This is a genomic window from Paenibacillus sp. HJGM_3, from assembly GCF_045062745.1.
In the GTDB taxonomy this organism is placed as follows: Bacteria; Bacillota; Bacilli; order Paenibacillales; family NBRC-103111; genus Paenibacillus_AA.
In genome coordinates, this window is the sequence record NZ_JBJGED010000005.1 from 141,176 (window position 1) to 155,051 (window position 13,876).

General features: G+C 56.8%; 9 protein-coding genes. 8 read left to right on the forward strand and 1 reads right to left on the reverse strand.

All coding sequences use genetic code 11. From position 1 onward, the window contains the following. The first annotated feature begins 51 nt into the window (after positions 1–51). The 3 genes from ACI5FR_RS07670 to ACI5FR_RS07680 all read left to right on the forward strand — a co-directional run bounded on the left by ACI5FR_RS07670 (position 52) and on the right by ACI5FR_RS07680 (position 7,080). Complete coding sequence (locus tag ACI5FR_RS07670) at positions 52–4,836, forward strand: OmpL47-type beta-barrel domain-containing protein (RefSeq protein ID WP_405452556.1); 4,785 nt, start codon at positions 52–54, stop codon at positions 4,834–4,836. 356 nt (positions 4,837–5,192) lie between these two features. Further along, entirely contained in the window at positions 5,193–5,606 is a 414-nt protein-coding gene (locus ACI5FR_RS07675) for an S-layer homology domain-containing protein (protein ID WP_405452965.1), read from the forward strand. A 289-nt stretch (positions 5,607–5,895) separates the two neighbouring features. Next, positions 5,896–7,080 carry an acyl-CoA dehydrogenase family protein gene (locus ACI5FR_RS07680; RefSeq protein ID WP_405452559.1) on the forward strand — a complete coding sequence of 395 codons (1,185 nt, stop codon included), beginning with the start codon at positions 5,896–5,898 and terminating at the stop codon, positions 7,078–7,080. A gap of 13 nt (positions 7,081–7,093) precedes the next feature. Here ACI5FR_RS07680 and ACI5FR_RS07685 read toward each other — a convergent pair whose 3' ends face one another. Continuing rightward, positions 7,094–7,411, reverse strand: a complete 318-nt coding sequence (locus tag ACI5FR_RS07685; protein WP_405452562.1) for a pentapeptide repeat-containing protein — start codon at positions 7,409–7,411, stop codon at positions 7,094–7,096. Positions 7,412–7,483: 72 nt separating this feature from the next. Here ACI5FR_RS07685 and ACI5FR_RS07690 point away from each other — a divergent pair, with 72 nt between their 5' ends. From ACI5FR_RS07690 to ACI5FR_RS07710, 5 genes are all read left to right on the forward strand, one after another. After that, on the forward strand, positions 7,484–8,467 hold the full coding sequence (locus ACI5FR_RS07690) for an aldo/keto reductase (RefSeq protein ID WP_405452564.1): 984 nt from the start codon (positions 7,484–7,486) through the stop codon (positions 8,465–8,467). 27 nt (positions 8,468–8,494) lie between these two features. Beyond that, entirely contained in the window at positions 8,495–9,418 is a 924-nt protein-coding gene (locus tag ACI5FR_RS07695) for a LysR family transcriptional regulator (protein ID WP_405452567.1), read from the forward strand. Positions 9,419–9,511: 93 nt separating this feature from the next. Beyond that, entirely contained in the window at positions 9,512–11,806 is a 2,295-nt protein-coding gene (gene metE, locus ACI5FR_RS07700; RefSeq protein WP_405452570.1) for a 5-methyltetrahydropteroyltriglutamate--homocysteine S-methyltransferase, read from the forward strand. A 158-nt stretch (positions 11,807–11,964) separates the two neighbouring features. Beyond that, positions 11,965–12,903: an aldo/keto reductase family protein gene (locus ACI5FR_RS07705; protein ID WP_405452573.1), complete on the forward strand. Its 939-nt coding sequence runs from the start codon at positions 11,965–11,967 to the stop codon at positions 12,901–12,903. 235 nt (positions 12,904–13,138) lie between these two features. Beyond that, on the forward strand, positions 13,139–13,870 hold the full coding sequence (locus ACI5FR_RS07710) for a PIG-L deacetylase family protein (protein WP_405452968.1): 732 nt from the start codon (positions 13,139–13,141) through the stop codon (positions 13,868–13,870). Positions 13,871–13,876 lie beyond the last annotated feature (6 nt).

A 13,876-nucleotide genomic window follows, 5' to 3' on the forward strand; every position in this document is an offset into this window, starting at 1 on the left:
TGCGTCAAACGCAGGAAGGAACAAATTTTTCCTTGGAAGGGATGGAAGAGTATGCTCAACAAGAAAGCAAATCTTCTAGTGATCGTCGCACTTTTGATCAATCTCCTTGCATTGCCTGTCATTCAGGCCGAATCCGGGTCACCGGAAACGGTCTTCTACGTAGCGGTGAATGGAAGCGATTCCAATCCAGGCACAATCGAAGCGCCCTTCCGCACCCTGGAAAAGGCGCGCGATGCCGTGCGTCAGCTGAAGAGCAGCTCCGGACTGCCGGCGGGCGGAGTGACCGTCTATCTGCGCGGCGGCACGTACGACCGCACCGCGAGCTTCCAGCTGGAGCAGCAGGATTCCGGCACGGCGGAGAGCCCGATTACGTACAAAGCGTTTCCCGGCGAAAGCGTCACGTTGTCCGGAGGTCAATCGCTCGACAAGAGCTGGTTCACACCGGTCACGGACCCGGCGGTTCTACAGCGCATCATCTCGGCTGACGCCCGCACGAAGGTGCTGCAGGTCGATTTGCGCAGCCACGGGATTACGGACTACGGTGTGATGAGCCGCCACGGTTATTACAAGGCGAACGACGTCAGCCAGGTTCCCCCGATGGAGCTGTACGTGGAAGGGCAGGGCATGACGCTGGCGCGTTGGCCCAATACCGGCACGGTCCAGATGGGCGACATCATCGACCCGGGCCCGACACGCAAGGATCCCGATCTCCAGGATCGCGGCGGGACGTTCGGTTATACATACGATCGTCCACAATTTTGGACGCAGGCCGACGATATTTGGCTGGACGGCATTTTCGGCTATAGCTGGGAATGGTCGTACAACAAGATCGCGTCGATCGATACGGTGAACAAGCGTATTACGCTGCGCTACGGCGAGATGAGTGGGCTGTTCAAGAACTGGTACCCGGATTTCCACTTCGCGCAAAATTTGCTGGAGGAAATCGACATGCCCGGGGAGTACTATATCGACCGCACCCAAGGGCTCTTGTACTTCCTCCCGACGGCATCTTTCGAGGCGGAACAGCCTAACATTACCGTCACAATGCTGAAGATGCCTATGATCAATGCGGTCGGGGTCTCGCATGTCACATTCGAGGACCTGACGCTGGAGAACGGCCGCGATTCCGCTGTGGTCGTCATGGGCGGGGATCACGTGCTGATCAAGCAATGCGAGATCCGCAACTTCACGAACGGCGGCGTGCTGATCAACACTCAGAGCCGGTGGTTGTACAACGATTTCGCTACGGCGACAGGCGTCCATCACGGGGTGCTGAACAGCCACATCCATCATGTCGGCGGGACGGCGGTCATCCTGAACGGAGGCAGCCGAGACACGCTGGAGCCCGGGAACAACTATGTGGAAAACTCCCACCTGCACGATTTCGCCTACTACCACAAAGCGTACAACCCGAGCGTCATCTTGACCGGCGTTGGCAACCGCGTGTCGCATAATGAAATTCACGATGCGCCGCACCCCGGGATTCTGATCTTCGGGAACGATCAACTGGTGGAGTACAACAACATATACGATGTGTGCAAACTGTTCTCCGATCTAGGCGCGATCTACATGAATGCGGGCGAGACGCCGCAGCAGCGGGGGACGGTCATCCGGGGCAACTATTTCCACAATATCGGGGAATCGAAGGCCGGCGTGGAAGGGGTCTATCCGGACAATTTCACGATGGGGCTCACAATTGAGGGGAATATTTTCCACAAAATGGGCAATTCCGCGATCAAAAATAACGGCGGCGCGCACATCACAGCCCGGAACAATGTGTTCATCGACAGCAAGGTGCCTTACGATTATGCCGACCTGTATCTGGGTGACAATCCGAACGGGCAGATCGCCAAAAACTACATGCCGAAATGGCAGGCACTATTCGCGCAGAACAACAACTTCGTAGGTACGCCGTACTTGGTGAAATATCCCGAGCTGGCCGACTTCTTTACGGAGGACCGGTATTACCCGAGGACGAACGTCTATCAAAATAATGTCATCTATAACCCCACCAAGCCGCGCAGCAGCACCACGAACGCGCAAGGGGCGTACGACAAATTCAATTTACTGCAATACGCGAACAACTGGGTGACGGACCGCGATCCGGGCTTTGTCAACCTAGCGGGAGGCGACCTCACGTTGAAAAGCGATGCGGAGGTGTTCCGGCAGATTCCCGGGTTCCAGCCGATTGCGTTCAACGAGATCGGGATTGTCGGGAAGGCAGGGCCGTATCTAGCCCCCGATACGATTCCGGTGCAAGCAGTCCGGGCGTATGACCATCAAGTGACGGTCGGCATCGGGAAGTCGTACGACCTTCAGACCGCCGTGCTGCCCTGGAATGCGTCCAACCCTCAGCTTCTGTTTGCCTCGAGCAACCCAGGTGTGGTCAAGGTCGACGCCAAAGGGACGCTCAAAGGAGTGGAAGTCGGCCAGGCGGTCGTCACGGTTACTTCCGCCGAAAATCCGGTGCTCCAGGACCAAGTGCAAATTGACGTCGAAGTAGGGGACGGCATCTACGAATATACCGACTTCGAGACGGGCCGCAACAGCTGGCCGGTCGATCCGAACCGGGCTATCGTCGACGTGGGCGGCAACCATATGTATAAAGTACTGAAGGGCGCAACCGCCGTCTCGTCGAACGAATACGCCAATTACGAGCTTACGTTCAAGATGAAGACGCCGCCTACGTCGCCGAGCCTCGGGACGTTCTACATCTTCGACCGGCTCGGGCCGAACGGGGGCGACCGCGTGGGGTACCGCAAACTGGAGGATGGGACTTCGAAGTGGCTGCTTTATAACCCGGCATGGGCCACGGTCAAGGAAATCAATGTGCCGTACGAAGACTTGGCGCCGAATACGGAATACAGCGTGAAGCTGCTGGTGAAGGGGGCTGACATCAGCCTCTATGTTAACGGCGTGCTGAAGCTAAAGGCGACCGATCCGTCGCACAATGCGTCAGGTACGGTCGGCTTCTATGCTGGCGGCTTCGACTACTTGCTATTCGACGACATCCAGCTGTCGGTCCCGACGACTAAGGTCTCCGGGCTGCTGCTGGACCGGACCAGTGCGAACCTCGGAGCGGACGAACGGCTGCAGCTGCAGGTGAGCTTCGATCCTTCCGATGCCGCCAATCGCACGGTTACATGGACGTCTAGCAATCCGAGCGCGGCCGTTGTGGATGCGAACGGGTTGGTAACTGCTGTCGGGCCGGGAGAAACTCTTATCACGGTCACATCGGCGGACAATCCGCAAGCATTCGCGACAGCTCGAGTTGTCGTGTCCGACGTTCTGCTGCGGACCGACTTCGAATCCGGCGGAGGCGGCTGGCCCGTCGACCCGAACCGGAGCATCGTGAATGTGGACGGCAACCGCAAGTATCGTCTGCTCAAGGGGGCGTCCACCACATCGCCGCGTTCGTTCACGAATTATCAACTGAAGTTCAAGCTGAAGACACCGGCCGTCATCTCGAGCGCCGCGACGTTCTATATCTTCGATCGTCTGGTGGGTGGGAGCGGTGACCGGATCGGGTATCGCAAGACGGCGGACGGTGCGTCGCAGTGGATTCTGTACAACGGCGCCTGGGCGACGGTGAAGAAATCCGATCTGCCGTATGAGGATTTGGCGCCGAACACGGAATACACCGTCGAGCTGATCGTAAACGGTGCGGATATCGGCTTGTATGTCGACGGCAAGCTGAAGCTGAGAGCCGCCGACCCGGCGCATAATGCGACCGGGCAGATCGGCTTCTATGCCGGCGGCTTCGACAATCTGATCTTCGATGACATCGAGGTCACGCAGCTTCGCCTGCCGATCACGGAAGCGGCCGTCACTCCGCTGCAGCCGGACGGCACGAACGGTTGGTATGCCCACCCGATAACGGTGCGGCTGACGCCGGGCGCGCGCTCTTCCACTGTGACGGAGACCGTCTACAGCCTGGACGGCGGGGCGAGCTGGAGCCGCTACACGGCACCGGTCACGTTCGATCAGGACAGCGGGGGGATAGGACTCCTCTATAGGTCGACCGATCTCTCAGGAAACGTTGAGACGCCGCACACACTCTCGCTTCGTCTGGACCGGACCGCACCGGTGACGACGGCGACCGTGTACCCCGAGCAGCCCGATGGGCTAAACGGCTGGTACATCACCCCTGTCACGGTGACCCTGAACGCGTCCGATGCGACATCAGGTGTGACGGACACAGTCTACAGCTTGGACGGCGGCGCAAGCTGGCTGCGGTACACGTCTCCGATTCAATTAGCACAGGACGGCAGCTACACGATCGCCTACCGGTCAACCGATCGAGCCGGGAATGTAGAGGCGGCAAAAACGATTCAAGTCCGTGTGGACCGTACGGCTCCGAACCTAACCGTCGTGCAGCCGCTGCCGGATCAGTCGTATGCGGACAGCGAGGAGCTGGTGCCTCAGGTGCTGGTGGCTGATAGCCTGTCGGGAGCGGATCCGACACAGCTTAAGGTGCGGCTCGACGGGCAGGATGTCGCCGTAGGAGCCCCAATCGCGCTGTATACGCTCCCGCTCGGCACGCATGTACTCACTGCAAGCGCCCTCGATGCGGCCGGCAATAACGGAACGCTCGCAGTCTCGTTCCGCACCAGGGCCGATGCGGATTCGCTGAAAGCGCTCATTGAGCGGTTCCGGGCGATTGCCTGGATCGATAATGCGGGCATCGCGAGCAGCCTGCGAGAGAAGGTGGAGAACGGAAGTCTGGAAGCTCTTATCCATGAGGTGGAAGCGCAAAGCGACAAGCATATTACTGTGGCGGCAGCCCAGGTGCTTATACGGGATGCACGGTTTATCCTGCAGGCTCAGAGAAATTAAAGAAGAACCCTCATAAAGCGAAGCGACGGCTGCATCTGCGGCACGTCGCTTCGTTTTTTAAGCGCGCCATTTTCCAATTGCTCCACATAACGTCTGATTTATTTTTCCCGAAATGTAAAGCCTAAAGGATATCCTACGAAAGGAGTGAAGTTGTGAAAACATTAAAAATTTCATTAGCGACAGTTTGTTTGTCTGCCCTTGTGGTGTCGGGGTGCACCATGAATAGAGCGAATCGGACAACGGATCAAGTCCGTAACAATGTAGCTCAGAATCAATATCGAGGACTTGCTCTCCCTCATGCGCCTCATGTGACTCCACATGTTACGCCTCATGGGCTGGGAACCACTCACCATGGAATGGGGACTACTGGACTGGGAACTGTCCCTCATGGATTGGGAACGACTCCTCATGGATTAGGAACGCGAGATCATACTGCACGCATTTATACAGGTACTGGCACCGCTCCTAGTTATAGTGATGTCCCAACTACGGAATGGTATGCAGATTACATTAATTGGGGCTCCGGTTTGGGACTTGTTGACGGATATCCGGACGGCACGTTTAAGCCTGATAACCCCCTCTCACGTGCGGAAATCATGAAGATTATCCGCATGATGGCAGATAAGGGATACATCACGGTCCCGACGGGTCCGGCGCCTAGCCCAAGCCCTACGCCATCCCCATCGCCATCGCCAAGCCCAAGCCCTACAGCGACACCAGCGCCGACTGAAAGTCCTGCACCGACGCCGAGTCCTTCCCCAACTCCATAAGCTTTTGCCCTCATTCAGTCGAGCACGGCCTAACAAGCCGTGCTTTTCTTAACCCTTTATCAAAGAGGATATAGTAAAATGTACATAAATCTCATGATCCTGGGTGTAGAAGGGGGATTCCATGTCCATTATACTTTTGTCGAGGAGCCACTCGAGTCCCACTGCCTCAGCGGACCGGAGGCTTCTTCGTATCAGTCGGACATATCCGTATGGTAAAATAACCGTAATATGTGACTCCGGTTGCGATGTGTTGCAATCGGTCTGTATGGAAAATGGAGGTTACGCCTAAATGAGACGACTGATCGATCAATATATCCGCAATGAGAAGGAGCAGGAGCGCGCCGATCGGGTCGAAGCGATAGCCGCACGTTTCGCCGAACGGGCATCTGTTCATGACCGGGATGGGTCGTTCCCATTCGACAATTTTGCCGAGCTGCGCGAAGCCGGTTACTTGAAGCTGACCGTGCCGACCGACTACGGCGGAGACGGTATTTCGCTCTACGAGATGGTCGCGCTGCAGGAGAGGCTGGCCTATGGAGACGGTTCTACCGCACTGGCGGTCGGCTGGCATATTGGCCAGGTCATGCATATCTCGGCGACCGGCAAATGGCCGGACACGCTGTTCCGCGAGCTGTGCCGGGATATTGTGAGTAACGGGGCCATGATTAACACATTTGCCAGTGAACCCGCTTCGGGAAGCCCGAGCAGGGGCGGACGGCCAGAGACGACCGCCATACGTACGGAAGGCGGGTGGCTGCTGTCCGGACGGAAGACATTCAGCACGTTATCGCCGATCCTGGACCGGTTCGTCGTCTCCGCCTACATCGCCGAGGAGGAACGTGCGGACGATTTTCTGGTGTTCAAATCGGATCGCGTCACGGTGGTGGAGACATGGAACACGCTCGGCATGCGCTCTACCGGAAGCCACGACGTCGTCCTGGACAACGCGTTCGTTCCGGACAACGCCAGGCTCTCGGTTGGCCGCAGATCGACGGTCGATGATGGAGGCGGATGGCTGCTGCACATTCCCGCCTGCTATATCGGTATCGCCTTGGCGGCGCGCGATTATGCCGTTCGCTTCGCGAGCGAGTACCGGCCCAACAGTGTGTCGGGGCCGATCGCCGGGCTGGTCACAGTGCAGCAGCAGCTCGGACTGATGGAGGCGGAGCTGCGTACGGCTCGCAGCGTGCTATATGCGGCCGCCGAACGATGGGACCGGGTCCCCACAGAGGTCCGGACCGAGTTGAAACCGGAGCTAGGCTTGGCCAAATATGTGGCGACGAACGGTGCAATCCGGATCGTCGATCTGGCGATGCGCATCGTCGGCGGCGCCAGCCTGTCCAAGACGATGCCCTTGGAGCGGTACTATCGCGACGTTAGGGCCGGGCTGCACAATCCGCCGATGGACAACAATGTGCTTCAGTTGCTGGCCGCGGACGCCATGCGGGAGATGGCGGGAGGGGACCCTTCGTAATTGCTCCATATTGTTAACCGTTTGTGGACGAATTTTCCGTACGATTGTTTGAACAATGATAATTTTTTAAAAGCTCTTCAACCGGTATCCCATTAATCTTCATCCCTTCCAGTTCACAATCAAGGATCTCAATATGGCTAAGGTCACAGTTTGAAATCCGACTCCCCCTAAGATTGCAATGCTCGAATCGGGTCGGCTGACCTGCGGTTGCCGGATTGTAGTGGGGATCTCCTTCTTCAGGGATCCCTACGTTATGGAGGTAGGCACCGCCCATTTGTGCTCCGTCAATTTCAAGTTTGCTCAGGTTGGCATTCGTTATTTTGGTTCCCACGAGGGATACGTCCTCCGATGCCAAAGCACAACGAATTCTAACAACGATAAATCACAAGGAGCGTGTTCGCGAATGGAATATGTTAAACTTGGCCGCAGTGGACTTGAAGTTTCCCGAATTTGCCTGGGCTGCATGAGCTACGGGATCCCTAATCGCGGGTCGCATCCGTGGACACTGGATGAAGAGCAGAGCAGGCCGTTTATTAAGCGGGCGTTAGAGCTGGGAATCAACTTTTTCGATACGGCAAACGTTTATTCGGATGGTACAAGCGAAGAGATTGTCGGCCGCGCCCTGAAGGATTTCACATCCCGTGACGAGGTTGTAATTGCGACAAAAGTGCACGGGCGTGTACGTCCCGGACCTAACGGCGCCGGACTGTCCCGCAAAGCGATTATGAGTGAGATCGATCATAGCCTAAGACGGCTTGGCACCGATTACGTCGATCTATATCAAATTCACAGATGGGACAACGGTACGCCGATCGAGGAGACGATGGAGGCGCTCCACGATGTAGTGAAAGCCGGCAAGGCTCGCTATATCGGGGCTTCCTCGATGTATGCCTGGCAGTTCCTCAAAGCGCAGCATGTCGCCGAACGCAACGGCTGGACTCGGTTCGTCTCGATGCAAAATTATTTGAACTTGCTATACCGGGAAGAAGAACGCGAGATGCTGCCGCTTTGCCAGGAAGAGCAGATCGGGGTCATTCCATGGAGCCCGCTTGCGCGCGGCCGTCTAACTCGGGATTGGGAGGAGCAAAGCGCCCGGTCGGAGGCGGATGAATTCGGAAAAGCGCTCTATGCGAAAACCGCCGATGCGGACCGCAAAGTCGTAGAGCGGGTCGCCGAGATCGCCTCGAAGCGCGGGATTCCCCGAGCGCAGGTCGCACTGGCATGGGTGCTGCAGAAAGGGCCGGTGACGGCGCCGATCATAGGGGCGACCAAGGCTCATCATTTGGAGGATGCCGTCGCCGCCTTGTCGGTGAGACTGACGCCCAATGAAGTCGCAAGCCTGGAAGAGCCTTATGTGCCGCACCCTGTCATGGGCGGGTTAAACTGACCTGAGGTCTGAGAAAGGGGGGATCTAATGACTCTGCAGCAGTTGAAATATGTTATCGAGGTCGCGGGCCGAGGTTCGATCAATGAGGCGGCCAAGCGCCTCTTCCTGTCCCAGCCCAGTCTCTCCAATGCAATCCGCGACTTGGAAGATGAACTGGACATCGCGATTTTCGAACGCACTAACAAAGGTATCACCCTTACCAAGGAAGGGGTCGAGTTCTTAAGCTATGCGCGGCAGGTGGTGGAACAGGCGGAACTGCTGGAGAGCCGTTATTTGGGCGCCAAGCCTTCTCCCCAGCATTTCTCCGTCTCCACGCAGCATTATGCCTTCGCGGTCAACGCGTTCGTGAAGCTCGTCCAGGAGCACGGCCAGGAGGAATACGAGCTCGCCTTACGCGAAACGCAGACCTACAAAATTATTGAGGATGTCAAACATTTGCGAAGCGAAATCGGCATCCTGTATTTGAACGAGTTCAACCACAAGGTCATCGGCAAGCTGCTGAAGGCCGCCAATCTGCAATTCACCCGCCTGTTCACAGCGCGCCCGCATATTTTTATCAGCATCCGAAACCCGCTCGCCCGTCAATCGATCGTTACCATCGAGCAGCTCCAGCCGTATCCGTATTTGTCGTTTGATCAGGGCGAATTCAACTCTTTTCACTACTCGGAAGAAATTCTCAGTACGATGACCCATCGCAAAAGCATTCGCGTCAATGACCGAGCGACTCTCTTCAATCTGCTGATCGGGTTGAACGGCTATACGATTTCTACCGGCGTCCTCAGCTCAGACCTGAACGGCAATGAGATCATTCCCGTGCCGCTCGATGTGGAGGAGGCGATCCAAGTCGGATGGATCTCGCAGCGGAGCCTGGCGCTCTCCAAGCTGGGCCGAGATTACATCCAAGCGCTTAGAGAGGTGCTTCCACAGGACCGAATAGACACGCAATTATAGCCTCCGGCTATAACCAGATATAGGAAAACAGAGTTACGCTATATCCCTCGATCCGTGCTATCTTTCTGGTAAACACCGGAGAGGGGATGCTAGATGGCAAAGAACAGTGTATTGGGGTACCCGCGGATTGGGGCGGACCGGGAATGGAAAAAAGCGCTGGAGGCTTACTGGGCCGGCCGACTGGAGGAGCCGCAGCTGCACTCGGCGTTAAAGGACCTGCGCTTACAGAATTGGCGCAATCTCCAGGAGCGGGGGATCGACTGGATCCCGGTGGGCGACTTCAGCTATTACGATCAGGTGCTCGATACGGCGGTCATGTTCGGGCTCGTGCCGCCGCGCTTCGGCTATGAAGGCGGTACGGTTCCACTTTCGGTTTACTATGGCATGTCCCGAGGGACGAAGACGGCGGCCGCATGTGAGATGACCAAGTGGTTCAACACGAATTACCATTACATCGTCCCCGAACTGCAAGGCGTATCGCCGGTCTTGACCGAGAACAAGCCCTTGCTCGCTTATCGCGAAGCCAAGTCGGAGCTGGGCATCGACGGTCGCCCGGTCCTGCTCGGCCCGCTGACCCTGCTCAAGCTGTCCAAGGGCTATGACCCTTCGGAGATGGATGTATGGCTCGAACGCTTGCTGCCGCTCTATGTGCAGATTCTGCAGGAGCTGGCGGACGAAGGAGTGGCTTGGGTCCAGCTCGACGAGCCTATTCTCGTATTGAGCCTGGAGGAGCCCGATCTTCGGCGGTTAAAGTATGTATGCGAGACGTTTGCCGCATCCGTGCCGGGGGTGAATCTCATGCTCCAAACGTATTTCGAATCCGTGGACCACTACCAAGAAATGATCAGCCTGCCGGTAGGTGGAATCGGACTCGATTTCGTGCACGGTCGGTCCGGCAACCTGGAGGCGCTTCGGGCCTATGGATTCCCGGCGGACAAAGTGCTGGGAGCCGGCATCATCAACGGTCGCGGCATCTGGAAGGCGCCGCTTCGCGAGACTTGGGAGCTGCTCAAGGAGCTCCAGACGTACGTAACGCCGGACCGGCTGCTGCTTCAGACGTCATGCAGCCTGCTGCACGTGCCGGTGACGGCTCGGCAGGAGACGCAGCTGACACGGGAGCTGCGGGATGCACTCGCCTTCGCCGATGAGAAGCTGGACGAACTTGTTTTCCTGACGCAGGCGCTCGGCCAGGATCGCGAATCAGGCGTCATCGCGGGGAAGCTGGAGGAGAACGATCGCATCCACGCAGCGCTGGCGCAGGCCGAAGCCCGCAACCGCGGCGATGTCCAGCAGGCGGTGGCCGTGATACGGGAGCAGCCTCTGGATAGAAGCCTGCCATTCGCCGAACGATACAAGGCTCAGATGGCGCGCATGCAGCTGCCGCTGTTCCCGACGACGACGATAGGTAGCTTCCCGCAGTCTGCCGAAGTGCGTCGAGCGCGCCGGCAATGGCGCACGGGCGAACTGAGCGAGTCGCAGTATGCAGCCTTCATCCGAGAGGAGATCGACCGCTGGATCCGGCTGCAGGAGGATATCGGGCTTGATGTCCTTGTGCACGGCGAATTCGAGCGGACGGACATGGTGGAGTTTTTCGGGGAGAAGCTCGCGGGCTTCGCCTTCACCCAGAACGGCTGGGTGCAGTCGTACGGCTCCCGCTGCGTGAAACCGCCCGTCATCTACGGCGACGTCGCGTTCACGGGAGAGATGACGGTCGAAGAGACGAAACATGCGCAATCGCGGACCAAGCGGCCGGTGAAAGGGATGCTCACAGGTCCGATCACGATCCTGAATTGGTCGTTCGTGCGCGAGGATATTCCGCGCGAGCAAATCGCCTACCAGCTCGCCTATGCGCTGAGGCAGGAGGTTGAAGCGCTCGAGCGGGCCGGGATCGGGATTATCCAGGTCGACGAACCGGCAATCCGCGAGGGACTGCCTCTTCGGGAGGCGGAACAGGCCGCTTATCTGGCTTGGTCCATCCGCGCCTTTCGGCTCGCTACATGCACGGTGCGGGCGACCACGCAAATTCATACGCATATGTGCTATTGCGAATTTCACGATATGATCGATGCGATCGCCGCGATGGACGCGGACGTGATCTCGATCGAGACGTCGCGCAGCCACGGAGAGCTGATCGGCAGCTTTGAACGGAACACTTACACGCAGGGCATCGGTTTGGGCGTCTACGACATTCACAGCCCCCGAATTCCTGCCATCGGGGAAATGACAGCCATGATCGATCGCGCTCTGCGAGTGCTTGATCCCCGGCTGTTCTGGATCAATCCGGACTGCGGACTGAAAACCCGGAACAGCGAGGAAACGGTCCTCGCCTTGCGCAACATGGTCGAAGCCACGAAGCAATTACGCGAACAACACGCCTTCACCCGCTAAAAATAGTAGGTTGCCTGAAGTATAGTAGGTATAGCTCGTATAACCAAGTATGAATTATTTCACTACTTTCCGGATAAGCCATCCTTCCTTATGATAGAGAAGAGTTGATGCAGCTAGTAGCGGCAGCTCCAATCCTACGGAACGGGAGATGAACATCGATGCAATATCGGAATTTAGGCAAAAGCGGCGTGAAGGTAAGCGAGATCAGTCTGGGCAGCTGGTTGACATATGGGGGCTATGTAGAGCGGGAAAACGCGGTGAAGTCGATCGAGACCGCCTATAGCCTGGGCGTCAACTTCTTCGATACGGCGAACGTTTACGAGCGGGGCGCCGCCGAGGTCGTGATGGGAGAGACGCTGCGCTCCTTCCCCCGCGAATCTTATGTGCTGGCGACCAAGGTGTTCTGGCCGATGGGCGATGGGGTGAACGATCGCGGGTTGTCCCGCAAGCATGTTACGGAGCAGTGCCATGCCAGTCTGAAGCGGCTGGGGGTCGACTATGTGGATCTGTATTATTGCCACCGCCACGATCCGAATACGCCGATGGAGGAGACGCTTCGCGCGCTTGATGACCTGGTGCGCCAAGGCAAGGTGCTGTATGTGGGGGTTAGCGAATGGACGGCGGCTCAAATGGCGGAAGCGCATTCGATCGCGGACCGGTATTTGCTGGATCGCATCGTGGTGAACCAGCCCGTCTACAATATGTTCAACCGCTATATCGAGAAAGAAGTGATGCCTTACGGAGAGCGGAACGGCATTGGCCAAGTCGTATTTTCTCCGCTGGCACAGGGCTTGCTGACCGGCAAATACGCCTCCGTGCAAGACGTTCCGGCGGACAGCCGGGCGGCCAAGCTCGAAGGGATGCGCAAGGGCGTGACGGAAGAGAAGATCGCCAAGGTCCAGGAGCTGACCAAGGTCGCCGCTGAACTGGAGCTGTCCGTAGGGCAGCTCGCGCTTGCATGGATTTTGCGGAAGCCGAACATCAGCAGCGCTCTTGTCGGTGCGAGCCGTCCGGCACAAGTCGAGGAGAACGTCAAAGCCTCCGGCGTGCAGCTGTCCTCCGACGTGATCGAACGCATCGAAGGCATCTTGGCGTAAGCGGCGGTGCGAACTCGCACGTTATCCCGCTTCAGGGGAATCCCTGGGGCGGGATTTTTTCTGATGAATAAACAACTTCCCATAGCAATAATTGGCCTATAAAGATACATAAATGTCGCGATTACGGCTCCCACTTATGAAATACTGAGAGTAAAAACGAACGAAGAGGTGGATCCGGTTGCAAACCGTCGTTTCTGTTGAACAGTGGAGTAGTGGACGCCCGCACGAGGGCAAAGTGTTCGCGGCAGTTTTTCCGCATTCGGATGATTTTACTATTTTCGTAGGCGGGACCTTGTTGAAAATGATTCATGAAGGGTACAAGGGGTATTTTATCCGATTAACGAATGATGAAAAAGACTCGTACGATTTATCGATTGGTGAGACTATCTATCGAATAGAGCAAGAAACCCGGCAAGTGGCGGAGTTGTTCGGCATCGAGAAGGTGTACGATTTCAATTACAAAAATCATTATATGGATTACACCCAGTTAACCGAGATCCGCCATCGTCTAATCACTCTATTCCGATTTTTAAAGGTGGATACGGTCATTTCGTTCGATCCTTGGGGCCACTATGAGGAAAATCCGGAGCATTACTTGACCGGCAAGATCGTCGAAGCCGCTTGTTGGATGGCCGGCCGCCAGTCGGATTTACCCGAGCATAAAGACATGAACCTGCTTCCGCATTTTGTGACCGAGAAATATTATGTGGCCCGCGGCCCGCAGCTGACGAACAGAGTCATCGATATATCTCCTGTGCTTGATATTAAGCGGAAGGCGATCGCCCTGCATGCTACACCGATGGATAACATGTGGAAGGTGTATTTGGAGAAGCACCCGAATGGATCGGGAAGGATCAAGACGAAGGAAGCGTTTATGGAAGCGTTGTTTATCACGGAATTCTCCACCCCCTTAGAAAATTTGCAGTATAACGAAAAGTTTCACTATATCGGACCCTCGGAATATTGAAAAGGA